We start from the raw sequence: 24330 nt of genomic DNA on the forward strand, positions 1-24330 counted from the left end.
GCTCGCCGGATAGGGAGACATCACCATGACCGAACAGTTCCGGGACGCACCGATCTTCGACGCCGACCAGCACATGTACGAGACCGCCGATGCCCTGGTCAAGTTCCTGCCCGAGAAGTACAGCCGCGCTGTGCAATACGCCCAGTTCGGCAGGCAGACCAGGATCGTGATCAACAACCGGGTCACCGATTTCATCCCGAATCCGACGTTCGAGCGGGTTGCTGCGCCGGGGGCACATGAGAAGTTCTTCGCCGGCGAGAACACCGAGGGCCTGACACTGCGCGAGATGCAGGGCAAGGCCATCGAGGCACCCGAGGCCACCCGCAACCCCGAGGCGCGCGTCGCGGAATTGGACCGCCAGGGCGTCACCGAGGCGCTGAACTACCCGACCCTGGGCAGCCTGGTGGAGCATTCCAGCGCCGACGATCCCGCGCTGACGCTGGCCATCGTGCACGCACTCAACGAGTGGATTCTCGAGCACTGGTCCTTCAATTACCGCAACCGGGTGTTCACCACCCCGATCATCAACCTGTCCGAGGTGGACGCCGCCCAGCGGGAGTTGGCCTGGCTGCTGGAGAACGGCGCCAGGGTGGCCCTGATCAAGCCGGGCCCGGTGAACGGTCTGCACGGTTGGCGCTCCCCCGCGCTTCCGGAGTTCGACCCGTTCTGGCGCGACGTGGAGGCCGCCGGTCTGCCGATCGTGCTGCACGCCAGCTACCCGCCGCTGGACGATTACGTCGGCAAGTGGGAACCGCCGTACACCCAGAACTTCATGACGCAGAGCGCCTTCCGCTGGATGGTGCTGGGGCACCGCGAGATCGCCGACATGATCACCGCGCTGATCTGCCACGGCACCTTCACCCGGTTCCCGAAGCTGCGGGTCGCGAGCGTCGAGAACGGCAGCGGCTGGATCTACCCGCTGTTCCACGATTTCGAGGATCTGCAGAAGAAGATGCCGCAGAACTTCCCCGAGCATCCGCACGACGTGTTCCGCCGCAACATCTGGGTCAGCCCGTTCTGGGAGGGCTGTGTCTCCGATGTGGTCAACACCGTCGGCTGGGACAAGGTGCTCTTCGGGTCGGACTATCCGCATCCCGAGGGGCTCACCGAGCCGAAGGGGTTCTGGAAGTACGCCGAGGGCATGGACGTCCGGCGCACCTACGATTTCATGGGCGACAACGCCCGCCGGTTCATGGGCCTGCCCCTCGCCAACCCGGACCCCGAGGCCGTCAAACCGCCGGTGATGGCCCGCGCCTGATCACAGCGCGTGCTCAGCTGGTCGGTTCGAAGGTGATGTTGGCCACCGCGTCACGGATGAGCCCGACCATGGCGTTGATCAGGTCACTCGACTGCCTACTGCGGGTGTAGCTGCGCATCACGATCCTGCGCATCCCGAGGCCCGGCACGTCCAGCCAGTCCACCCCGTCCTGGGGCAGGCCCTGCAACGCCAGCATCGGGATCAGCGCCATGCCCTCGCCCGCCGCCACCAGCGCCAGTCCGGTCTGGGTGTTGAAATAGCGGTGGGCGGTGGGTTGATCCATGCCGGTGGCCCGGCGCAGGCGTGCAATGGCGCGCGTGCTGGCCGCCGAGGTCCCGACCCCGAGCCAGGGCAGATTGAGCTTGCTGATCTCGGTGACGTCCGGGGCCAGGGTGCCCGCGGGCACCACCAGCTTCCAGGGATCATCGAGCAGGGGCACCTCGGTCATGCCCACCGGCAGTCGCCGGGGCGTGTCCTCGGCGTCCAATTCCACGATGGCAGCGTCCAACTCGTCGGACTTCATGGAGCGCATCAGCTCGTCTTCCTCGTCCTCGACGAGTTCGATGCGCACATCGGGTTGGACGCGACGCCACTCCGGCAGCGCCGGGGCGATGACTGCGCTCAGAAAACTCTGGAACCCACCGATGCGCATGGTGCCGTGAACCTCGGCATCACCGCGCGCCAGCCTGGCCTCGGCGGCCGCCAGCGTCTGCTCGATCTGCTGACCGGCCTCGGCCAGCGCCCAGCCCTCCGGCGTGAGGGCCGATCCCTGGGTGGTGCGCGTCATCAGCACCCGGCCGGTTTCGCGTTCCAGCCGGGAGATCTGCTGGGACACCGCCGACGGCGTCAGGCGCAGTTCGTCCGCCGCGGCGAGGACGCCGCCTGCACGCGCCACGGCCAGCAGATAGCGCAGCCGGCGCGGGTCCAGATCCATTAAGAAATGCTACATCGGATGTGCATTTCTATTCAATTGTGTTTAACGCAGCCGACCTCGATACTTTCCGGTGAAAGCAGCGAGATCGAAGGCGGAGCACATGATTGCGGCAACTCTGGGGTGGGTCGGGACGGCAGGCACGCTGGTGGCGTACTTGTCCCTGAGTCGCGGCTGGTTGTCCAACGCCTCCCGGCGCTACGCCGCGCTGAACATCGTCGGCGGCGTGCTCGGCGGCACCGCGAGTGCGCTGTACGGCGCGTGGCCCAGCGCCGCATCGAACTATGCCTGGGCAGCCATCGGCGCCATGAGCGTCGCCGCCCTGTACCGGGACGGGGCCGCACGCACCCGGTTGCCGGCCGAGGCGTGTGCGGCGTCCTGACCTCGCGTCAGGACGCTCTCTTCGCTGCGGGCGGCGAGTAGTTGGGCTTGCCCAATCCGAGGACATGCTGGGCGATCATGTTGCGGAACACCTCGAGGGTCCCGCCGTAGATCCCCACCAGCGGGGCAAAGCGATACACGTACTCGCTGCGGTCGTCGCAGCCGCCGTCGGCGCCGATCGGCAGCGCGGCCACCGATCCGGCGACGTCCATCAGGTCGGGTGCAACATCACGCATGGTCTGCGCCAGCGCTACACGACCGAAGATGCTCGGCGCGGACAGCGATGCCTCGATACGGGCGATGCTGCGGCCCAGGCGGTATCCGACCGAGGCGTCATCGATGGCGCCCGAGCGCTGCACCACGGCGGCGACGTTGTCGGCGGCCTCGACCATGAAGCCGGCCTGATGCGCCATGATCGCCACATCGGCCAGGCCGTCATCGGCGGCCGCGACCGCACCGTGCTCGGCGTCCAGCGGTTCGCGCACCACGGTCCAGCCGCCGTTGACCTCACCGAGGCGGTACTTGTCGTCGACGCGGACATCGGAGTAGTAGACGATGTTCGTGCGGTCCCCGTCCACGGTGCGGATGCCCTGGATCTCGACGCCGGGAAGATCCAGCGGTACGAGGAACATGGTGAGGCTCTTGTGCTTCGGCGCGTCCGGGTCGGTGTTGGTGATCAGGAAGGTGTACGTGCAGTTGTGCGCCCCGGTGGTGAACATCTTGGAGCCGTTGATGATCCATTGGTCACCGTCGCGCACGGCGCGGGTCTTGCAGGTGGCGACATCGGAGCCGCCCTCGGGTTCGGTGTAACCCAGGCACAGCCGCACCGTCCCGTCGAAGACACCGGCCAGCACCTCGTCACGGATCTCGTCGGGCGCGAACTTGGCCACCGAGCGCGCCACCATCGACGTGGTACCCCAGGTCACCCAGGGCACCTCGGCGCGGCGCTTCTCCAGTTCCCAGATGCGCCGCCGCACCCGGCTGAACCCGCCGTCGGCCTCGGTCTTCCATTCTTTCTCCAGGTACCCGGCGGCCCCGAGCGCCAGGTGCACGCCCTCGTCGAAGTTGTCACCGGTCTCGCGGTCGCGGCGGATCACATCCTCGGTCACCACGCCCGCCAGGAACTCACGGACCTCGGCCTGAAACGCCTTGTCCTCCGCGGACAGTTCTACTGCTGAGAAGTCCATCGCTGTGCTGCTCCTTAGACCTGGGCCGACTGGCTCTCGCGCGCGGTGACGATCCGCGCGATGTGTACTGCGGTGGCGCCCGGGTCTCCGCCGGCGAGCGCCCAGCCGCGGGCCCGGACCAGGTAGGCGGTGGCGGCGGCCTCGGCCGACACCCCGAGCCCGCCCTGGACATGCACGGCGACGGTGGCGGCCTTGGCGGCCTCCTCGGACATGAACACGAATGCCGACGGCGCGAGTTCGGGTCGTTCCTGTGGTTCGTTGTCCAGGAACCATGCCGCGCGCCGGGCCAGGCCGCGCCCGCTCTGGACGGTGATGGCGATATTGGCCAACGGGTGCGAGATGCCCTGCAAGGTGCCGATCGGCACGCCGAGGGTGTAGCGGGATTTGGCGAACTCGGCGGCGATGGTCATGGTTTCCTCGACGAGGCCAACCAGCGCGGCCGCCGTGAGCAGTCGCCACTCATCCAGTGCCCGTTGGTATTCGGCCAGGGCCTCGGCGCCACTGCCGAGCACGACGCGGTCGTCGGCGGCGGCCGGGTCCACCCAGGCCATCGGCAGTTTGCCGATGTTGTCGACCTTGGCCGGCGGGCTGGAGTAGCCGAGCTTCACGATGTCCTCACCGTCGCGGACGACGATGTGCCCGGCGATCGACCCGGCGGGGATCAGCCGCGCGCCGCTGGGCGCCACCTGTTGTGGGTCCAGCGCGACCAGGGTGGTGCCCGCCACGATGCCGTCGGCGTCATCACCGGTCAGCGCACCCAGGCGCGCCAGCAGCCGAGCGGCGACCACGTGGTCGATCCACGGGACCGGGGCCAGGTAGCGCCCGATCTCTTCGGCGACCAGCGTCAGGTCGACCAGGGTCGCCCCGTCACCGCCGACCGACTCGGGCAGGCCCATGGTCGTTGCGCCCATGCTGCACAACCGTTCCCACAGGCTCTTGTCGAATCCGCTTGCCTCGGCGGCGCGCACGGTCTCGATATCGGAGTGCGTCTTGAAGAACTGTTTGTATGCGGCCTGCAGGTCCTTGTGGTCCTCGGTCAGGCTGTAGTCCAGCCTGCGCAATTCGTAGCGGTCCATCGTCAGTTCTCCCGGTTCCCGGTTTCGCCGAAGAAGAACTCGGCGGCGTTGTTGTAGAGGTAGTTGTCCAGCACCTCGGCGGGCAGGTCCAGCGCGAGCGCTTCGGGCACCACGCGTTCCATCCGCAGTACCGGATAGTCCGACGCGAAGATGATCTTCTTCGGCCCGCGGGTGCGCATGTAGTGCAACAGGCTGTCCGGCAGCCGTTTCGGCGACCACGCCGAGGTCATCAACCGCAGGTTCTGGTACTTGATCAGCATTCTGATCGCGACATCCCACCACGGGTCCGCACCGTGGATCATGCAGAGCTTCAGCTCGGGGAAGCGGACGCACACCCGGTCCAGGTGGATCGGGTTCTGCACCTCACCCGGGATCGGCGGACCCGGCATCCCGGTGTTGACACACAGTGGCAGTTCCAGCTCGGCACACTTGGTGTAGAGCGGGTAGTAGACCGCGTCGCTGGGCGGATACTGGCCGTCGGCCCAGAAGCTGGGGCCGACAACGGTATAGGCGACCGGCAGATCCTTCGTGATGGCGGCCAGCTCGCGCAGGGACGGGATGGGCCGCAGCAGGTTGACCCCGCCCATCGCCAGCGCGAACCGCTCCGGATGGGCCTCGACGAACTTGCGCGCCGTCACCGAGGGTTTGGCCAGTGAGTCCATCAGGATCGCCTTGCGCACCCCGTGGGTGTCCATCTCGTCGAGCAGGGCCGAAAGGTCGATCGGGTCGTACATCGACTTCGGGCCCTTGAAGTAGTCGTCGCGCACCTTCGTCATGAAGGTGGGCTGGTGTTCCGTCTCGCCGAAATGCACATTGGCCAGACAGTCGATAACTCGCGCTGTCATACCGTCCCCATCGCCGCTGCCTCGACCGCGTGGCTCTTCGCCCACCGGTAATCGGCCTTGCCGTTGCCGAGCCTGCGTACCTGCTCGACGAAGAGCACCTCCTTGGGCGCCTTGAAACGCGCCAGCACCGTGCAGCTGTGCTCGCGCAACAACTCTGCGGTCGCCGTGGCGTCCGGGTGCAGCGCGACGATCGCGACGATCTCCTCGCCCCACCGCTCACTGGGCCTGCCGACCACCAGGGCGTCGACGACATCAGGGTGCGCCCGCAACGCTGCCTCGACCTCCTCGACGAAGACCTTCTCCCCACCGGTGTTCACCACCAGCGAGTCCCGGCCGTACAGCCGCAGGCTGCCGTCGGGATCCAGTGCCGCACGGTCCCCAGAGACCACCACCCGCTGGCCGCCGACCTCGGGGAAGGTCTTGGCGGTGGCGTCGGCGTCGTCGAAGTACCCCAGCGGGATCCGGCCGTTTCGGGCCACCCAGCCCACCTCGGCCTCACCGGGTTCCAGGAAGCGGGAGTAGTCCTCGGCGAGCACCAGACCGCCGGGCCGCAACTGGAAGGTGTCGGCGGTGTCGGTCTGGCGCTGGGTGTGCCCGAAACCCATGTTCCCGGTCTCCGAGGAACCGAAGCCGTTGATGATGGTGATCTGCGGGATGTGATCCAGCAGGGCCCGTTGATGTTTCGGGTTGGTGGCCGCGCCACCGGTGCCGATGGCGAACATCGAGGACAGGTCATAGGACCGCCGGCCGAGCTCTTCGACGATGGGAGCGGCGTACGCGTCGCCCACCATCGTCATCAGCCCGACCTTCTCGCGCTCCGCGGTCTCCAGCACGGTGCGCGGATCGAACTTCGCCTTGGTGTCGTGCAGCACGACGGTCTGCCCGGACAGCAGCCCGGAGAACGCCGTCCACAACCCGGCAGCGTGCATCAGCGGCGAGACCGCGAACCACGGCGGCCCGGCGTGCGCCACCTTGTCGTGGATCTCCCCGACCTCGTCGTGGTCGGCCCCGTTCATCGAGGACACGTAGATGTCCCCCTGGCGCCACAGCACACCCTTGGGGCGCCCGGTGGTGCCGCCGGTACAGATCATCAACAGATCGTCCGGGGACGGTGCCGACACGCAATCCGAATCCCCCTCGGCCAGTGCGTCTTCCATTCGTACCGCACCGGGAAGTTCGTCCCCGTCGCCGTCATCGACCGAGATGAGCAGTTCGGCGTCCAACACGTCGGCGAACTTGGCCCCCAGCGAACGGTGATAGATCACCGCCCGCGGCTTCAGGTGGGCCAGCAGGTCGGCGACCTCGCCCGGCGAGTAGTAGTAGTTGACGTTGACCGGCACCGTCCGGGCCTTCAGGCACCCGATCACCATCTCTGGATACAGATCGTTGTGCAAGATCAGTGCGACGCGATCCTGCCCGCATTCCCATCGGTGCAGTTCATCGCGTTCGCGGTGCGCACCCAGCCCGCGACCGGCCAGGAAGTTCGCCAGCCGCCGGGTCCGGTCCGCACCCTCGGCGAAGGTGGTGCGCCGTGTTCCGCACACCGTCATCTCCCGGTCCGGGACTGCCTGGGCGATGGCGTCGATGACGGCGCCGATGGTCCATTCGCTCATCGCGCTGGCTACGCCGACACCAGGTGCGCGACGCCGGGCGCGACCCGGGTGACATCGCCGAGCAGCTCGAGTGCGTTGTCGCGCATGACCTTCCTGGTGTCCTCCAGACTGAACTCCGGGAATTGCGGGATGTCGGCGGTGAACGTGGTCGGGTCCGCCAGGCCCTCACCGTGCGGCCAGTCCGAGCCGAACAGGATCTTGTCCACACCGATGGTGGCCGCGAGCAGCTTCACATCGTCCTCGTAGTACGGCGCGATCCAGACGTTGTTGCGCAGCTGTTCCACCGGGTCTTCCTTGAAGTGGTACGGCGCATTGTTGGCGGCCTTCTTGAGACGCTTGATCAGCCGGTAGACGAAGTAGGAGCCGTTCTCGATGCTGGCGACCTTCAGCGTGGGATGCCGGGTGAACACCTGGTGCACGATCATCGAGGCCATCGTGTCGTGGATGGCGCGGTCGTCCATGATCACCATGTCCAGCGGGTCGCGCTTGCCGAATCCCTTGAACACCCCGCTGCCGCCCCACAGTGCCGGGATCGCCATGTATCCGGAGTCGGACAGGTGGAACACCACCGCGACGCCGGCCTCGGCCAGCCGGGCCCAGACCGGGTCGTGCGACGGGTCACCCAGCGACCGTGGCCTGGCCACCCCGGGCACCGGAGCCGGGCGCACGCAGACCAGCTTGGCACCGCGGCCGATGACGAATTCGGCCTCCTCGACCGCCTTCTGCGGATCGGCCAGCGAGATGATCGGCGCGGAGATGAAGCGTCCGTCGGGCCGCTCGAAGCCCCAGTCCTCGTCCAGCCACAGATTGAAGGCGTGCACCGAGGCCATGGTGGCCTCGATATCGTGCTTGAGCCCTTCCTCCACGCCGCAGGCGAACGTCGGCAGCATGAACACCGTTTCGAGGTGCTGACGGTCGAGCACCTGCAGCCGGGCGTCACGGTTCTGGTACTCGGGATGCTCGGAGAGCCGGTCGACCTTCATCAGCGACGCGGGGTCGACGCCCTCGGGGATCTCGCCGCGGAACAGCAGGTCCAGGCAGCCGGGTTCGATGATCGGGTCGAAGGTCGGGTTGGGGATGAAGTGGTTGACCGTCCCTCCGAACACCGCCAGCGTCCGCTTGCCGTCCTGCACCATCTGCACACCGCGGCTCCTGAACTCCTTGGGCAGGTGCCGGGTGAAGGCATCGATCGGCTCGTAGTAGTGGTTGTCGACGTCGACGGCCAGGTAGGGCAGACGCTCTGGTGTGTCAGACATGTGGGTCAACCTTTCAAAGCTGTTTCAGTGCAGGGAAGTTCGGCGGCCGCTTCTCGAAGAACGCGGTGATGCCTTCGACCAGGTCGGGGCGCACCATGGACTCGTGCATGAGGGACTCGGCGCGCGCACTCACGTCGGTGACCGCGTCGTGGGCATCGCCGTAGATCTGGCGCTTGATGACCGCCATCGAGGCCGGTGAACAGTTGCGGGCCAGATCCTCGGCGTACGCGAGCGCGGTGGAGAGCAGATCTTCGGGCGGCACAACCTCTTTGACCAGGCCGAGCTTGGCGGCTTCATCGGCGAAGAAGGTGCGCCCGGACAGCAGCAGGTCTGCGGCAGCACCCCATCCGGCCAGCCGGGGCAGAATCCAGGTGATGCCGTACTCGCCGATCAGTCCGCGCCGCGGGAAGGCGGTGGCGAACTTCGCGCCGTCCGCGGCGAACCGGACATCGCACATCAGGGCATGGGTCAGGCCGATACCGACGCACGCGCCGTTGATCGCGGCGATCACCGGCTTACGCAGGGTGGTCAGAAAGTGCGGATGGCGTTCACCGACGATCTTGCTGACATCGGTGTCCGCGCCGATGGACGCGCCGAGATCCTGCATGGCACCCATATAGGCCCCGGCGCAGAATCCGCGGCCGGTGCCGGTGAGCACGACGGCCCGGACCGCCTCGTCGGCCTCGGCACGGTCGAAGGCCGCGTACACCCCGCGGGAGATGTCGGCGGCCCAGGAGTTCAGCCGCTCCGGGCGATTGAGGGTGATGACGGCGACGCCACCGGCGGTGACCTCGTACAGCACCGCCTCTGTACTCACACTGTCCGCGACGGTCACAGGTCGGCCACCTCCCGTTTAAGCATACTTACTGTATACCTATCGGTAGTGCATTCCGCAAGCCCCCCGGATGCGCTTCGACCAGCGAAAACTTGCCGAAATCAGAGGAAGTCGCTGCCGCCGTCGACGTTGATGTTGGCGCCGGTCATGTAGGAGTTGCGCCTGGACGCCAAAAAGGCGGCGACGGGCCCGATCTCACTGGTCTGCCCGGCCCGCGGCAGGTGCGCGGGGTGACCGAAGTGCTCGTCGATGGCCGACATCAGCGCATACGGATCGCTGCCGTCCACGCCCACCGATTCAGCCCAGCCCAGCAGGGCCTCCGAGGAGATGCTGCCAGGGGACACCACATTCACCATGATCTCGTCGGGCGCCAACTGCAGCGACAGGTTCTTCGAGACACTGTTCACCGCAGCCTTGGCCGCGGTGTAGGCCGGCAGCCGGGTGCTCTGCCGTTGGGTCGAATGTGCCGAGAAGTTCACGATGCGCGCCCATTCCGCCTTGCGCAGCAACGGGAGTGCGGCTCGCACGCAGCGCACCATGCCCATCAGGCCGGCATCGAAGGCTTCCTGCCACTGCTGGTCGGTCAGCTCTTCGAAGTTGCCTGCCGCGCCGGGGCCGACGGTATTGATGAGCGCGTTGAGCTCCCCGTCCCAGCGTTCAGCCAGGTCGGCAAACACCCGTTGCACCGCGGCGTCGTCACCGATGTCGGCGACGATCGCCACGGCGTCCGGACTCCCCCGTCGGGCCAGATCCGCCGTGGCGGCGTCGAGCACGTCCGCGGACCGTCCGATGATCGCCACCCGGGCCCCGTCGTCGGCAAGGCACTGCGCCGTGGCGAATCCCATGCCACGGCCACCGCCGACGACGACGGTTGCGGCACCGGCGAATCCGAGATCCACGAGCTACATCACTTTCGGGTCGCTCCGCTCCTGCCCTCCGCCTGCTAGCTGCCGGTCCAGTTCGGGGCGCGCTTCTCGGCGAACGCCGTGGCGCCCTCGATGGCGTCCTTGGACGCGAACACCGGGCCGATGAGCTCGTTCTGCTTCTGCCACATCTCGGCCTGGCTCCACTCGGCCGACTTCACGATGACCTCCTTGGTCGCCGCCACCGCCAGCGGACCGTTCGCGGTGATCTTCTCGGCCAGTTCCAGCGCACCGGCGAGCGCCTCGCCCGGCTCGGTCAGCTTGTTGACGAAGCCCCACTGGGCGGCGTCCTCGGCGGTGAAATGCTCACCGGTGAGCGCCAATTCGAGAGCCTTCTGATACGGGATGCGATGCGGCAGCCGCAGCAGCCCGCCGCCGGCGGCCACCAGTCCGCGCTTGACCTCCGGGATGCCGAACTTCGCTGTCCGCGAGGCCACGATGAGGTCGGTGGCGAGCACCATCTCGGTGCCACCGGCCAGCGCGTAACCCTCGACGGCGGCGATCACGGGTTTGCGGGGCGGGCGCTCGGTGAAACCGATACCGCGCCCTTCGACATAGGGCAGCTCGCCGGAAGCGAAGGCCTTCAGGTCCATCCCGGCGCTGAAGTTCCCACCGGCACCGGTGAGGATCGCCACCGACAGCTCCGGGCTGTCGTCGAGCTCATCCATCGCGGCCGCGAGGCCTTGTGCCACCGGCAGATTGAACGCATTACGCGCCTCGGGCCGGTTGATGGTGATGACCAGGGTGCGGCCCCGGCGCTCGGTCAGGATTTCGTCGGCCACTCTCGGTCCTCGCATTCGAAGAAATGGGGCGGGTCGGATCCCGGAAAACATTACTATATTGATTACGGTAGCCGGACGAGAGCGCCGTATAACCCACCCGAGAACGTGCGTACCGGCCACGACGGTATGGCTACCGGTAAGCTTGACGGTTCACTGCCCGAGCCCGGAAAGTGAACCGCTGCGAGCCGCAGCATCGATCGCGAAAGAGGTGCCCGCCGTGGCGAAGCAACCGGTTGCCGAGAAACGACAGCGCCGCGAGCGCGGATCGATCAATCCCGACGACATCATCAAGGGCGCCTTCGAACTCGCCGAGCAGGTCGGTATCGACAACCTCAGCATGCCGTTGCTCGGAAAGCACCTGGGTGTCGGCGTCACCAGCATCTACTGGTACTTCCGCAAGAAGGACGACCTGCTCAACGCGATGACCGATCGCGCGCTCAGCGAGTACGTGTTCGCCACGCCGTATGTGGAGGCCAGGGACTGGCGCGAGACGCTGCGCAACCACGCGCGCACCATGCGCAAGACCTTCACCGGCAATCCGATCCTGTGCGATCTGATCCTCATCCGCGCCGCGCTGAGCCCGCGCGCCGCGAAACTCGGTGTGCTGGAGATGGAGAAGGCGATCTCCGGGCTCGTCGAGGCCGGGTTGAGCGCCGAGGACGCCTTCGACACCTATTCGGCGGTCACGCTGCATGTCCGGGGCTCGGTGGTGCTGCAGCGCCTCGCGGAGAAGAACACCGGCGACGAGGGGCCGGGCGCCTATGACCAGACCCTGGTCATCGATCCGGAGGTCGCACCGCTGCTGGCGCAGGTGACCAGTGAGGGTCACAGCTTCGGGGCCTCCGACGAGAACAACTTCGAGTTCGGCCTGGACTGCATCCTGGAGCACGCGAGCCGCCGGCTTGAGGGTGGCAGCAAAGCGAAAACCCCGGCCCCGAAGGGCCGGGGTAAGTCCGCCCGGTAGTTCAGACTCTCGAGATCACACCTCGATGCTGATCACACTTCAATGACGAGTCCGCCGCCCTGACCGCCGCCGGCGCACATCGCCGCCACGCCGATACCGCCGCCGCGACGCTGCAGTTCGTAGATCAGGGTGGTGATCATCCGGGCGCCTGAGGCGGCGATCGGATGGCCCAGGCTGCAGCCGCTGCCGGAGAAGTTGACCAGTTCTTCGTCGAGGCCGTATTCGCGCACCGCCGCCACCGGTACCGAGGCGAAGGCCTCGTTGATCTCCCACAGCGCCACGTCGGAGGGCTTGAGGCCGGCGCGCTCGAGGACCTTGCCGATCACCTTCACGCCGCCCAGACCGGTGTCCTTGGCCGGCACGCCGACCGAACCCCAGGCCCGCACCTTGGCGAGCACATTGAGGTTCTCCCCGGCCGCGTAATCGTCGGCGACCACCGCGACAGCAGCGGCAGCATCATTGGTGCCACTGCTGTTGCCCGCGGTGATGGAGAATCCTTCGATCTCCGGGTGCAGGACCTTGAGGCCGGCGAGCTTCTCCACGGTGGTGTCCCGGCGCGGATGCTCGTCGACGCTGAATTCGATGACCGAGCCGTCGGGCTGGGTCACCTTGAGGGGCACGATCTCGTCGAGGAACTTTCCCGCATCCTGCGCGGCGACCGCACGCTGATGGGAGCGCGCCGCCCAGGCGTCGAGTTCCTCGCGGGTCAGCCCGTAGGACTGTGCGGTGTTCCATCCGACGGTGATGGACATATCGCGGGACGGTGCGTCCGGGGCCTCCGGGTGAATGGGCGGCAGCCAGCGCTCCTCGAACTTCAGCTCCGGACCGGGAATGCGCTGGTTCATCAGCGGCGTCATCGACAGCGATTGCACACCACCGGCGAGCAGCACCCGCTCCATACCGGAGCCGATCTGGGCCGCTGCGTTGCCGATCGCGGTGAGGCTGCCCGCGCAGTGCCGGTTCACGGCCTGGCCGGGCGCATTCTCGTAACCTGCCACCAGTGCGACGTAGCGCGCGAGGTCGCCGCCGCCGTAATGCGATTCGGCGATGATGATGTCGTCGATGACCGATGGATCGATACCTGCGCGGCGGACCACTTCGGGCATGACCGCGCCGAGCAGTGCCTCCGGCGGCGTGTTGACCAGCGTCCCCTTGAAGGACCGGCCGATGGCGGTGCGGGCAGCACCGACGATCACGGGTTGGGGCATATCTTTCCGCCTTTACGATATCCGTTGTTTATGTAAACGTAGCACCCACTGTAGGCGCTCCGTTGTGCGGTTGGCTACTGCGGTTCCGGCACGTGGAAATGCTCGTCACGCAGCCGGAACGCCTCCTTGGTCCCGTGCTGGGCGCGGGTCTTGACGAAGTTGAACTCCCCCGGCGAAAACTGCAGGTTGGTGCCGTAGGCGTGGAACATGTAGCTCGCGACCTCTTCGCCCTGATACGCCTGACTCTGCTCGACCCACCGGAAGGCTTCCTTGGCGATGACCACGCCGTCGGCGGGCATCTTGGCGGCCTTCTGTGCCCAGTACTGCGCCCGGGCCGCGACCTTGTCGGCATCGCAGGTGTCGGTGAAGACACCGAGGTGCTCGACGGTGCCGGCTTCGATGATGTCGCCGGTGAGCAGCATCCGGCGCGCCAGCACCGGGCCGAGCCGGTGGAAGAACATGTGCAGGCTGCCCAGCGCCGGACCCAGGAAACGGGTGGCGGGCATCCCGATCTTGGTGTCGCGGGCGATCACCGAGATGTCGGTCATCAGTGCCATCTCGAAACCGCCGCCGAGGGCGTAGCCGCTGATCTCGCCGACGGTGACCTTCGGGAAGCCCAGGAAGTTGTGGTAGAAGTCAAACGACTTGCGGTCCACCGTGAGTCGGCGGCGCTGGCTGGGCCGGGACTTCTTGGGAGCGGACTCCTTCTCCTTCTCGCCATACCAGCCGTAGGCATTGTTCATATCGGCGCCGGTGCTGAACACGCCCTCGGCACCGCGCAGCAACACGACGGTGATGTCGTCATCATCGGCGACGGTATCGAGGTGGCGCGCGATCTCATCGCGCATGGCCGCGTCATAGGAGTTGCGCTGTTTCGGGTTGTTGAAGGTGATGGTGGCGATGCGTCGATCCGCATCGACCTCGAAGAGCACCCGGTCGTCAGTCATGCGAAATCAGCCTCGCTTCAATGGTTTTATCGGTTCCGGCGGCCAGCGTGGTCCGCCGGGCCGCGGTCAGATGGTCGGCCGCCAGCTTGGTGGCGCGCGCGACATTGCCCTCGGAGATCGCGGCGAGCAGACGCTGATGGTCACGCAGGGCTGCCCGCATCGTCTTCTCGTTCACGTCGTCGCCCCACACCTGCGACTCGTGGGTGGACCAGATCAGTTCCAGCGAGCCGATCAGCAGGATCATCGGCTCGTTACCGCACCGCGCCACCAGGACCTCGTGGAAGCGGCGAGCATTGCGCACGTACTGCGCCGAATCATCGAACTGTGCCGTCTGGGTGTCGATCTCGGCCTGCAGATGCGGTACCACCTCGGTGGCGCGATCCGCGCGGGCCGCGCACATGCCCGCGCAGATCGGCTCCAGGTGCAGCAGGGCGCCGCTGACATCGGCCGGGGTGGCGGCGCGGGTCTGCAGCACCATGCTGATCATGTGTGCGGTGCGTTCCGCGGACGGCAGCTGGACCACCGCCCCGCCCATGTTGCCCCGTCGCACCGAGATCAGGCCGTCGGTCTCCAACAGGTGGATCGCCTCGCGCAGCGCCGGCGGGCTGACGCCGAACTCCTGGAACAAATTCTCCTGGGTCGGCAGGATGTCACCGGCACGCAGCCGACCGGACAGGATGTCGTCACGCAGTTTGGACGCAACGATCTCGGCAACCCGTGGCTGCCGGATGCGCCGGGCGCGTCCTTCCATCGACGACCTTTCCTTGCTAACTTGTACAAGATAGTAACCGCATCGCCTACTGTATGGGCAACTGTATAGATATGGAAAGGCCGGGTGCCAGGTGAGCGACGGTTCGGTGACCACCTCCCGCAGAGACTCCGTCCTGCGGATCACGCTCGATCGGCAGGCACGCCGAAACTCCCTGGACCACGAGATGATCGACGATCTGGTCGGCATCCTGACCGCTGCCGCCAGTGATGATTCGCTGCGCGCCCTCTTCATCACCGGCGCCGGTGACCACTTCTGCACCGGTGCCGACTGGGTGTCCACCAATGCGTCCGACGAACGTCCCCGCACCGGCGACCTGGTCCGGCGCATCCCGCACACCGCCCACCGGGTGATCGAACTCGTCGCCACCATCCACCTGCCGGTGGTCTGCGCTGTCCGCGGCTGGGCCGTCGGGCTGGGCTGCAACCTGGCCCTGGCCGCGGACTTCACCGTCGCCGACACCGGCGCCACCTTCTGGGAGCCGTTCATCTCCCGCGGGTTCAGCCCGGACTCGGGTTCCACCTGGTTGCTCCCCCGGCTGGCCGGCGTGGCCCGCGCCAAGCGGATGCTGTTGCTCGGCGAGAAGGTCAGCGGCACCGACGCCGCCGACTGGGGGCTGATCCACGGCGCGGTGCCCGCCGACGAGGTGCAGACCGCCGCCGATGAACTGCTGGCCCGGCTGTCCAGTGGACCCACGGTCGCCATCGGGCTGGCCAAACAGGCCATCGCCTACGGCCAGCACGCCACCCTGCCCCAGTCCATGAACCAGGAGCTCTCCAATCTGGAACTCTCCTGCCGCACCGCCGATTTCAAAGAGGGCCTGGCCGCGTTCCGGGAACGCCGCGACCCCGACTTCCAGGGGCGCTGAAAGGAATCATGAGCTACGACACGATCACCTATGACGTCGACGGCCACAAGGCCACCATCACCATGAACCGGCCCGACGCGCTCAACGCGTTGTCACCGCACATGATCACCGAACTGCGGGCGGCCTATCAGCAGGCCGAGGACGATAACAACGTGTGGCTGATGATCGTCACCGCCAATGGGCGGGCGTTCTGCACCGGCGCCGATGTCAAGGAGATCCCCGGCGACGGCAAGGTGCTCAACGAACGCCCATACCTGTCCACCTACGAACAGTGGGAGGCCCCACAGGAGGGCACCCCGCCGTTTCGGACCATGACCAAACCCGTCATCGTCGCCGTCAACGGAATCTGTTGCGGTGCAGGGCTGGACTGGGTGACCACCGGGGATATCGTCATCGCCTCGGACAAGGCCACCTTCTTCGACCCGCATGTCAGCATCGGCCTGGTCGCCGCCCGGGAGATGGTGCGCCTGGCCAAGGCGCTGCCCCGGTCGGTCGCCCTGCGGATGGCGCTGATGGGCAAGCACGAGCGGATGACAGTGCAACGCGCCTACGAACTCGGGTTGATCACCGAGATCGTCGAGCACGACAAACTGCTGGAGCGCGCGCACGAGATTGCCGACACCGTGAATCTCAATGCGCCGCTGGCGGTACGGGGTACCCGGCTCGCCATCCACAAGACCCTGGACCTGCCGTTGCACGAGGGTGAGATCCTGGCCGAGACGTTCCGGGAACGGGTCACCCGCACCGAGGATGCGCTGGAGGGGCCGCGCGCGTTCGTGGAGAAGCGCAAGCCCAACTGGCAGGCCCGGTAGTCATGGCAGCCACCATCCTGCTCGATTTCGACCACCACACGCACGTCGCCACCATCACGCTCAACCGCCCCGACGCGCTGAACTCGTTCAACCGCGCCATGTGCCACGAGATGCGCGATGCCTGGCACACCATCAAGGACGACGAGGGCATCAACGCCGTGGTGCTGCGCGCCGCCGGTGACCGCGCCTTCAGCGCGGGACTGGACGTCAAATCCAGCTATGGACAACCCGGGATCGTGTGGAACCACGAGGATCCGGGCGAGCTGCTCAGCCCCAAATGGCAGAAGATGTGGAAGCCGGTGGTCTGCGCGGTACAGGGCATGTGCACCGCGGGAGCGTTGTACTTCGTCAACGAGTCCGATGTGGTGATCTGCTCACAGGAGGCCACCTTCTTCGACTCCCATGTCAGTGCCGGGCTGGTGTCAGCGCTGGAGCCGATCGGGCTGATGCGCCGGGTCGGTCTCGGGGACACCCTGCGGATGGCGTTGATGGGCAACGACGAGCGCGTCGGCGCCGACACCGCGCTGCGGATCGGACTGGTCACCGAGGTGGTGTCCCGAGACGCACTGTGGAGCCGGGCCGAGGAGATCGCCACCGCCATCGCCGCGAAACCACCGACCGCGACCCAGGGCACCGTCAAGGCCATCTGGGAGTCACTGGACAAACCGTACCGGGCCGCGATGGACCACGGACTGATCTACACCCGGCTGGGCAACCCGATCGCCAAGGATGAGCTCGCCGCACGACCGATCCCCAAGACGCCGCCACGGATCCGTTGATGTCCCATCCGCTTTCGCGACGCATCAGCACCGTACTGGACCTGGATCCGTCGGCGCCGGCGCTGCAGTACGACGGCCAGTGGTCCAGCTGGGGGCAACTCGCCACCCTGGCGCGGCGCATCGGCGCGCTCACCGGCCCCGTCCGGGTCGGGATCATGCTGCGCAATCAGCCCGCCCACGTCGCCGCCCTGCTCGGCGTGCTGGAGACCGGCGGCACCGTCGTGGTCATCAACCCGTCCCGCGGCGATGACCGCACCCGCGCCGATATCGCCGCACTCGGGCTGCCGGTCCTCATCGGGCTGGACGACGACATCGCCAACCTGGTGACACCGTCGGTCACCGGCACGGTGATCACCATCTCCGATCTCCACACCGCCCCGACGGAGTTGTTGGGCACCACCATCGATGACGCCCGCCGCCCCGGCGTCGCGGTGTGGATGTTGACCAGCGGGACCACCGGACCACCGAAGCGCGTCGACCTCACCTACGACATGCTGGCCCGCAGCGTGCTGGGACAGCTGCCGTGGCACGAACCCACCGAGCTGCGGCGCGGGGTGGCGATAGTGAACTCCCCGCTGGTGCACGTCGGCGGGGTGTTCCGGATCCTGCTGTGTATCAGCGAAGCCCGGTCATTCGTGCTGCTCCCCAAGTTCGACCTGCAGCGCTGGGCCGACGCCGTGCGTGAGCACACACCGCGCGCGGTCTCTCTGGTGCCGGCGGCGCTGCGGATGGTGCTGCACTCCGAACTCACCCGTGAGGATCTCGCCGGCGTGCGTGCGGTCACCTCCGGGACCGCCCCGTTGTCCGCCGACGATGCCGACGCCTTCACCGCGAAGTTCGGCATACCGGTCCTGACCTCTTATGCGGCCACCGAATTCGGCGGCGGGGTGGCCGGTTGGACGCTGGCCGACCATCAGCAGTACTGGCAGGCCAAGCGTGGCAGCGTGGGCCGGGCGAATCCCGGTGCGCAGTTACGGGTGGTCGACGAGGCGGGGCGCGTCCTCGGCCCGGACGAGCACGGGTTGTTGGAAGTCATTCCTGCCCAGATGTCTTCCAGGGACTGGATCCGCACCACCGACCTCGCGCGCATCGACGCCGACGGGTTCGTGTGGATCTTGGGCCGCGCCGATCAGGCCATCATCCGAGGTGGCTTCAAGGTGATGCCCGACGATGTGCGCACCGCCCTGGAGAGCCACCCCGCGGTACGCGGCGCGGCGGTGATCGGCCGGGCCGATGAGCGCCTCGGCGAGACCCCGGTCGCGATGGTCGAACTGCACGGTCAGGCCTCCGCCGAAGAGTTGGCGGAGTACCTCGGCGCTCGACTGGCCCGTTACGAAATCCCCACCGACATCGCCATCGTCGAGGTGATACCGCGCACCCCGTCCGGCAAGGCCGATCTCGGGGCGGTACGAGAGCATTTCGCCGGCTCATGATTGGGTCGCTTGTCGACCTGATCCGCCGCCGGGCGGATCACGTCCTGCTGATCTGCGACGACGAACGACTCACCTATGCCGCGGCGGACCTGCGATCCACGGAACTCGCGCGTGGCCTCGTCGGGCTGGGTGCCGGGAAGGGCACCCACGTCGGGCTGCTGTACCCCAACGGCGCCGCCTTCGTGGTCGGGATGCTGGCCGCCGCGCGCATCGGTGCGGTAGTGGTGCCGTTCTCCACTTTCCAGACCGCCGCGGAGTTGACGACCCAGCTGATCGACAGTGACACCGAGATCCTCTTGGCGGCAGCATCGTTCCGCCAGCACGACTATCGGCAGCTGTTGGCCGGCATCGATGCGCCATGCCTGCGCCATGTGCTCTTCGACCCGCCGTCGGCGGCCGAACCCGACCTGACCGGGCTGCAAGCTGACGTCGACGGCTCCGATCCACTGGCGATCATCTACACCTCCGGGTCGACCGGCCCACCCAAGGGCGCGGTGCACACCCACGCCGGGTTGCTCGGGCATCAGCGCAATCTCAACGAGATCCGCGGGCTGACGGCCTCGGACACCTTGTTCTGCAATTCGCCGTTCTTCTGGATCGGCGGCTTCGCGTTCGGGCTGCTCGCCACCATCGTCGCCGGGTCCACGTTGGTCTGCTCGAATGCCAGCGATGCGGGCGAAACCCTGGATCTGTTGGAGGCGGTGCGCCCCAACGTCACCAACGGCTTTGCGGCGGGTATCGCGCATCTGACCCGTCACCCCAGCTTCGCCGACCGGGACCTGTCCGCGCTGCGACGCGGCAATCTGTACCCGATCATGGCGCCGGACGTCCGGCCGTCCGATCCCGAGTTGCGGCACAACATGCTGGGGATGACCGAGGCCGGCAGTGTGCTGCTGATCGACGGTGACGAGTCCGATCAGCCCGAGCACCGGCGCGGTAGCTTCGGCCGTCCCGCACCGGGTTTCGACACCAAGGTGCTCGCCACCGGTGAGCTCTGTATCCGCGGGCCGTACGTCATGCAGGGCTACTACGGACGCAGCCGCGAGGACTGCTTCGACGCCGACGGCTGGTTTCACACCGGCGATCTGGTGCGTGTCGACGCGGACGGCTACTTCTATTACCTGACCCGCGCCGGTTCGATGATCAAGACCTCCGGAGCCAATGTCACGCCCGGCGAGGTGCAGAAAGCCCTCGCGGCGCAGGGATTCGTCGCCCATGTGCTGGGTCTGCCCGACGCGCAGCGCGGACAGATCGTGGCCGCCGTGATCGTCAGTGACGGTCCGGTCGACACCGAGGCGCTCCGCCGGGGCTTGCGGGAGACGCTGTCGTCCTACAAGGTGCCCAGACGGTTCCTCACGTGCCGCCCCGCCGATGTCCCGATGTTGTCCAGCGGGAAAATCGACATGCCCGCGTTGGCGAGGCTCTTCGATGACTGACACCATCGACGGACTGATCCGCGCGCGGGCCGCCGAGAGCAAGCCGATGGTGATCGACCCGGACACCCGGATCAGTTACAGCGAGCTCGCCACGAGCACCGCCGCGTTGGGCGCCGGCCTGCTCGCCGCCGGAATCGTCAAGGGCACCCGGGTCGGGCTGATCATGCCCAACAGCGCTGACTGGGTGCGGATCGCGCTGGCCGTCACCCGGATCGGCGCGGTGCTGGTGCCACTGAGCACACTACTCACCACATCGGAGGTCACCGCACAGCTGCGTACGGCGTCGGTCCAGCATCTTATCGCCGTCGAGGAGTTCCGCGGCCGCCGCTACACACCGGATCCGGTGCCATCCCTGCGCCGGGTCTGGACGCCGAGCGAGGTGCTGGCATTGCGCGGCGCCGCGGCGTTCCCACCCGTGCGGCCCGCCGACCCGTTGGTCATCATGTTCACCTCGGGCAGCAGCGGGCCGCCGAAGGGGGTTCTGCATTCCCACGGCAGTGCGCTGGCCGCGGTGCGTTCCGGGCTGGACGCACGCCTCATCACCGAGGACACCCGGCTGTATCTGCCGATGCCGTTCTTCTGGGTGGGTGGTTTCGGGGCCGGGATCCTGTCGGCGCTGCTGGCGGGCGCCACCCTGGTGACCGAGCCGATCCCGCAGGCCGAGTCGACGCTGGATCTGCTTCGCCGCGAACGGGTCACGCTGTTTCGCGGATGGCCGGACCAGGCAGCGGCGCTGGCACGCTATCTGTCGGAGCCGTTACCCGATCTGCGGGTGGGAAGCCTGGAGGCGCTGTTGGCGCCGGAGCTGCGATCGGCATCGGGTGCGCGCGCCTCACTGTTCGGGATGACCGAATCGTTCGGGCCGTACAGCGGATACCCCGCCGACGCCGATATGCCGCAATCGACTTGGGGCAGTTGCGGGAAGCCGTTCGCCGGGATGGATGTGCGGATCGCCGATGTCCAGACGGGTGCGCCCATGCCCGCCGGCGAGGTGGGCCAGATCCAGATCCGCGGACCGCACGTCCTGCGCGGGATCTGCCGGCGCAGCCGCGAGGAGGTGTTCACCCCGGACGGGTACTACCCCACCGGTGATCTCGGGTTTCTCGATGCGGACGGGTTCCTGTTCTACCGGGGCCGGTCCGATGACATGTTCAAGGTCAGTGGCGCGACGGTGTACCCCAGCGAGGTGGAACGTGCGCTGCGTGGGATCGCCGGGATACGGGCGGTGTTCGTGGTCGATGTGGACGGCCGTGTCGCCGCCGCCGTGGTGACGAGTCTGTCCGCCAACGAGTTACGCGCGGCGGCCAAAGAGGTGCTCAGCGCCTTCAAGGTCCCGACGGTCTGGTTGATCCTGGACAGCGAGGACGCGGTTCCGTTCGGCGCCACCGGCAAGGTCGACAAGCACCGGATCCGCGAGATGATCCAGGCGTCAGACGATGGCGCCGGCCCGTAGCCCGGCGATCTGCGCTGCGTCATAACCGATCTCACCGAGCACCGCATCGGTGTGCTCGCCGAGCAGTGGCGCCCGATGCCGGATGCTGCCGGGGGTCGCCGACATGCGGAACGGGGTCTCGATGATCGGCACGTCGCGGGAGGCGCCGGGAAAGGGCACCCGCTTCAGGTAACCCATGGCCTGGATGTGCGGATCGTCGAGCACCTCCTGGGTGGAGTACAGCGGCGCGGCAGGCATCTTGGCCTGCTCCAGTAGTTCGAGGACCTCCGCCTTGGTCTTGTCGGCACACCACTGCGACATGATGTCGTTGAGGACATCGCCGTTCTCCCAGCGGATGTCGTCATTGGCGAAACGCGGGTCGTCGAACAGTTCTTCTCGGCCCATGAGACGGCACCATCGTTTGAACATGGGTTGTCCAGCCACCTGCAGCAGCACCCATTCGTTGTCGGCGGTGCGGTACAGGTCGCAGGGCGCGACCGACGCGCCCCGGTTGCCCATGCGCGGCTTGTCCGTCTGCAGCAGTTCTCGCTCGATGAGAAAGGCGTTGGACAGCATCAGCGCTGTCGGCAGCAGGGCGCCCTCGACGTGCTGGCCCTCGCCGGTGCGATCACGGTGGTAGAGCGCCATCATGACGCCGATCGTCAGGGTGAGGGCGGTGCCGAAATCGGTGTAGGGCACCACCGTTCGGATGGGCTGCTCGGGTAGCCCCTGCCGGTACACCGCCCCGGACATGACCTGTCCCGCGCCGTCGAAGCCAACTTTGTTGCTGTACGGGCCGCCCTCGCCGTACGCGGTGGCGCTGGCCAGGATGATGTCCGGCTTGACGGCGCGCAGGGTGTCATAGTCCAGACCGCTCGCCCGCATCCCGGCGGCCGGCATATTGGCGACGACGATATCGGCCCGTGCCACCAGGCGGCGGGTGATCTCCGCCCCCTCAGCGGTGGTGGAATCCAATGTCAGCGAACGCTTGTTGCGGTTGCACTGCAGGAAGGTGCCGCCCTCACCGCCGTCGGTGACCGCCTGAACCCAACGGTCCTCGCCGCCCTCCCGTTTCTCCACCCGCAGGACGTCGGCGCCCATATCGGCCAGGATGGCGCTGCACCACGGCGCGGCGATGAATCGGCCGTAATCGAGGACCCGTATCCCGTCGAGGACGCCTGGCATGACTGGACCCACCTTCGTCGAGTATCCGACTGTAAGTATTACAGTATGGTGCGGTACAGGCGGTCATGGGCTGTCTTCATCGTCGGGTTTCTCCCTGGGTGGGAGGAGTTCTTCGGGGTGGAAGTGGTGGTTGAGGGTGTCCCCACCGGTGTCCATGAGTGGTGGTGGGTGCCAGTGGCAGCGGCCGGTGGCGGGGTCGATGCTGTTGGTCCACCCCAGTTCGGCGAGCCGGTTGTCCGGTCCGCAGCCGAGTGCGAGGTCGGGGGCGTCGGTGTACCCGCCGTGGTGCCAGCTGGGATGGGCGTGATGTGCCTGGCAGTGACAGGCGCCTTTGGTGCAGCCGGGTCGGGTGCAGCCGCGGTCGCGGTTGTAGAGCAACAGGCGTTGAGCCTTGGTGGCCAGGCGTTTCGAACGCCCCAGGTAGAGCGGTTCGGCGGTGTGGCGGCGGTAGACGATCAGGTAGTGATGGGCGTGCTCGGCCAGGCGGATCAGATCGCGCATGGGCATGCGGGTTCCGGAGCCGGTGACCGCGATCCCGGCACCGGCTTCGAGTTCGGCCAGCGTGGTGGAGACGACGACGGTGACGGGTAGCCCGTTGTGTTGGCCGAGGCGTTTGGACATCAGGGTGTCGCGCAGGACCGCTTTGATGGCGTCGTGGTTGCGTTGGGCTTGGGTGCGGTGATCACCGGCCGGCGGCTCCAGGTCGCGCTTGATCGGTGGGGGCAAGGTGTCAGCGAGATCAGCCAGCTCGCCGAAGTCGCGTGGAAGTGGGCGCTCCTCGGCAGGCCCAGGTTCGTCCCCCACCTCGGGCCCGGGTGCCACCGCCGATTCTTCTTCGAGCGGGTTGGGCACCGGATTGTGCTGGGGCTGTGGGTCGTCGGGGTTGTTGATCCCCGGCCGCGCCCACACGTCCAGGATGGTGCGCAGGTAGGCCGCAAACTCCGAATCCACCCGCCCCGACACCTTGGCCAGCCCATCGATATCGGGTTTTCCGATCGTCAAACCCACCTTGTGCCGCGTCAGGTCCGGGCCATCGCCGTTCTGGTTGAGCACGTAGACCATCTGTTCGGCGAGCTCGGCCAGCGTCTCGGGGGCATTGGTCTCGGCGACCGCGACCAGGGTGGCCTCCATCTGGGCCCGCTCGCCGGCATCGAGATATCGCGAGGCCTGCTTCAACGCCGACCGGATCACTGTGATGTGGGCGGTGTTGATGCTGCCGGCCGCCAGCGCCACCGCGCACCCGGGTAGGAGCGGCTCCAACACCTCACCATTGAGCGCGTGGCGGGGTCCGAGGTCGCGGGCCTGCGCGATGCGGCGCCCGGCCTCGGCGCTGCTGAGGCGGTCCCGGGTGGCCAGTACGTCGTTCCAGGATTTCCCGCCGATTGCTCCCGCTCGGACAACAGCCCCAAC

23 protein-coding genes are annotated in these 24330 nt (G+C 67.2%); 9 read left to right on the plus strand and 14 right to left on the minus strand.

Going from position 1 to position 24330, the window contains the following annotated elements; genetic code table 11:
* The first annotated feature begins 25 nt into the window (after positions 1-25).
* On the plus strand, positions 26-1258 hold the full coding sequence (locus ASE48_RS12330; protein ID WP_057167383.1) for an amidohydrolase family protein: 1233 nt from the start codon (positions 26-28) through the stop codon (positions 1256-1258).
* A gap of 13 nt (positions 1259-1271) precedes the next feature.
* Here the strand turns inward: ASE48_RS12330 and ASE48_RS12335 are convergent, their stop codons facing one another.
* Positions 1272-2192 carry a LysR family transcriptional regulator gene (locus ASE48_RS12335; protein WP_057167384.1) on the minus strand — a complete coding sequence of 307 codons (921 nt, stop codon included), beginning with the start codon at positions 2190-2192 and terminating at the stop codon, positions 1272-1274.
* A gap of 100 nt (positions 2193-2292) precedes the next feature.
* On the opposite strand from ASE48_RS12335, the gene ASE48_RS12340 reads away from it, so the two are divergent.
* Positions 2293-2571, plus strand: a complete 279-nt coding sequence (locus ASE48_RS12340) for a CBU_0592 family membrane protein (RefSeq protein ID WP_057167385.1) — start codon at positions 2293-2295, stop codon at positions 2569-2571.
* Between the two features lie 7 nt (positions 2572-2578).
* Here ASE48_RS12340 and ASE48_RS12345 read toward each other — a convergent pair whose 3' ends face one another.
* The 8 genes from ASE48_RS12345 to ASE48_RS12380 all read right to left on the minus strand — a co-directional run bounded on the left by ASE48_RS12345 (position 2579) and on the right by ASE48_RS12380 (position 11087).
* On the minus strand, positions 2579-3757 hold the full coding sequence (locus tag ASE48_RS12345; protein WP_057167386.1) for an acyl-CoA dehydrogenase family protein: 1179 nt from the start codon (positions 3755-3757) through the stop codon (positions 2579-2581).
* 14 nt (positions 3758-3771) lie between these two features.
* Positions 3772-4833, minus strand: a complete 1062-nt coding sequence (locus ASE48_RS12350) for an acyl-CoA dehydrogenase family protein (protein ID WP_057167387.1) — start codon at positions 4831-4833, stop codon at positions 3772-3774.
* 2 nt (positions 4834-4835) lie between these two features.
* Entirely contained in the window at positions 4836-5678 is an 843-nt protein-coding gene (locus ASE48_RS12355) for an amidohydrolase family protein (protein WP_057167388.1), read from the minus strand.
* Positions 5675-7291, minus strand: coding sequence for an acyl-CoA synthetase (locus tag ASE48_RS12360; RefSeq protein WP_057167389.1), 1617 nt, complete (start codon positions 7289-7291; stop codon positions 5675-5677). Before ASE48_RS12360 ends, ASE48_RS12355 begins: the two co-directional genes overlap by 4 nt.
* An 8-nt stretch (positions 7292-7299) precedes the next feature.
* Positions 7300-8547, minus strand: coding sequence for an amidohydrolase family protein (locus tag ASE48_RS12365; protein WP_057167390.1), 1248 nt, complete (start codon positions 8545-8547; stop codon positions 7300-7302).
* A 13-nt stretch (positions 8548-8560) separates the two neighbouring features.
* Positions 8561-9382 (minus strand): enoyl-CoA hydratase, encoded by an 822-nt coding sequence (locus ASE48_RS12370; RefSeq protein WP_057167391.1) that lies wholly within the window; start codon positions 9380-9382, stop codon positions 8561-8563.
* Between the two features lie 101 nt (positions 9383-9483).
* Positions 9484-10281 carry an SDR family NAD(P)-dependent oxidoreductase gene (locus ASE48_RS12375; protein WP_057167392.1) on the minus strand — a complete coding sequence of 266 codons (798 nt, stop codon included), beginning with the start codon at positions 10279-10281 and terminating at the stop codon, positions 9484-9486.
* Positions 10282-10325: 44 nt separating this feature from the next.
* The gene (locus ASE48_RS12380) at positions 10326-11087 is read right to left on the minus strand and encodes a crotonase/enoyl-CoA hydratase family protein (protein ID WP_057167393.1); all 762 of its coding nucleotides are present in this window, start codon (positions 11085-11087) and stop codon (positions 10326-10328) included.
* A gap of 217 nt (positions 11088-11304) precedes the next feature.
* Between ASE48_RS12380 and ASE48_RS12385 the strand changes: the two genes are divergently transcribed.
* Positions 11305-12051 (plus strand): TetR/AcrR family transcriptional regulator, encoded by a 747-nt coding sequence (locus tag ASE48_RS12385; protein WP_057167737.1) that lies wholly within the window; start codon positions 11305-11307, stop codon positions 12049-12051.
* Between the two features lie 32 nt (positions 12052-12083).
* On the opposite strand, the gene ASE48_RS12390 is transcribed toward ASE48_RS12385, so the two are convergent.
* The 3 genes from ASE48_RS12390 to ASE48_RS12400 form a co-directional block, all read right to left on the minus strand.
* A complete protein-coding gene (locus ASE48_RS12390) occupies positions 12084-13259 on the minus strand; it encodes a thiolase family protein (RefSeq protein ID WP_057167394.1) in 1176 nt (391 codons plus the stop codon).
* 74 nt (positions 13260-13333) lie between these two features.
* On the minus strand, positions 13334-14206 hold the full coding sequence (locus ASE48_RS12395) for an enoyl-CoA hydratase/isomerase family protein (RefSeq protein ID WP_057167395.1): 873 nt from the start codon (positions 14204-14206) through the stop codon (positions 13334-13336).
* Positions 14199-14957 carry a FadR/GntR family transcriptional regulator gene (locus tag ASE48_RS12400; protein ID WP_057167396.1) on the minus strand — a complete coding sequence of 253 codons (759 nt, stop codon included), beginning with the start codon at positions 14955-14957 and terminating at the stop codon, positions 14199-14201. The genes ASE48_RS12395 and ASE48_RS12400 overlap by 8 nt, the downstream gene beginning before the upstream one ends.
* A gap of 91 nt (positions 14958-15048) precedes the next feature.
* On the opposite strand from ASE48_RS12400, the gene ASE48_RS12405 reads away from it, so the two are divergent.
* Genes ASE48_RS12405 through ASE48_RS12430 form a run of 6 tightly spaced genes read left to right on the plus strand, consistent with a single transcriptional unit; the run spans position 15049 to position 21756 of the window.
* Positions 15049-15843 (plus strand): enoyl-CoA hydratase/isomerase family protein, encoded by a 795-nt coding sequence (locus tag ASE48_RS12405; protein WP_082614143.1) that lies wholly within the window; start codon positions 15049-15051, stop codon positions 15841-15843.
* Positions 15844-15851: 8 nt separating this feature from the next.
* A complete protein-coding gene (locus tag ASE48_RS12410; RefSeq protein WP_057167398.1) occupies positions 15852-16655 on the plus strand; it encodes an enoyl-CoA hydratase/isomerase family protein in 804 nt (267 codons plus the stop codon).
* Positions 16656-16657: 2 nt separating this feature from the next.
* Positions 16658-17434, plus strand: coding sequence for an enoyl-CoA hydratase/isomerase family protein (locus tag ASE48_RS12415; RefSeq protein ID WP_057167399.1), 777 nt, complete (start codon positions 16658-16660; stop codon positions 17432-17434).
* Positions 17434-18867, plus strand: coding sequence for a class I adenylate-forming enzyme family protein (locus tag ASE48_RS12420; RefSeq protein ID WP_057167400.1), 1434 nt, complete (start codon positions 17434-17436; stop codon positions 18865-18867). The genes ASE48_RS12415 and ASE48_RS12420 overlap by 1 nt, the downstream gene beginning before the upstream one ends.
* The gene (locus ASE48_RS12425; RefSeq protein WP_057167401.1) at positions 18864-20303 is read left to right on the plus strand and encodes a class I adenylate-forming enzyme family protein; all 1440 of its coding nucleotides are present in this window, start codon (positions 18864-18866) and stop codon (positions 20301-20303) included. Before ASE48_RS12420 ends, ASE48_RS12425 begins: the two co-directional genes overlap by 4 nt.
* On the plus strand, positions 20296-21756 hold the full coding sequence (locus ASE48_RS12430) for a class I adenylate-forming enzyme family protein (protein WP_057167402.1): 1461 nt from the start codon (positions 20296-20298) through the stop codon (positions 21754-21756). The genes ASE48_RS12425 and ASE48_RS12430 overlap by 8 nt, the downstream gene beginning before the upstream one ends.
* On the opposite strand, the gene ASE48_RS12435 is transcribed toward ASE48_RS12430, so the two are convergent.
* Both ASE48_RS12435 and ASE48_RS12440 read right to left on the minus strand, forming a co-directional pair.
* Entirely contained in the window at positions 21733-22920 is a 1188-nt protein-coding gene (locus ASE48_RS12435) for a CaiB/BaiF CoA transferase family protein (RefSeq protein WP_057167403.1), read from the minus strand. The two genes, ASE48_RS12430 and ASE48_RS12435, sit on opposite strands and share 24 nt — an antisense overlap.
* Before the next feature lie 63 nt (positions 22921-22983).
* Positions 22984-24303 (minus strand): HNH endonuclease signature motif containing protein, encoded by a 1320-nt coding sequence (locus tag ASE48_RS12440; protein ID WP_082614144.1) that lies wholly within the window; start codon positions 24301-24303, stop codon positions 22984-22986.
* Positions 24304-24330 lie beyond the last annotated feature (27 nt).

Source organism: Mycobacterium sp. Root265, assembly GCF_001428895.1.
Taxonomy (GTDB): domain Bacteria; phylum Actinomycetota; class Actinomycetes; order Mycobacteriales; family Mycobacteriaceae; genus Mycobacterium.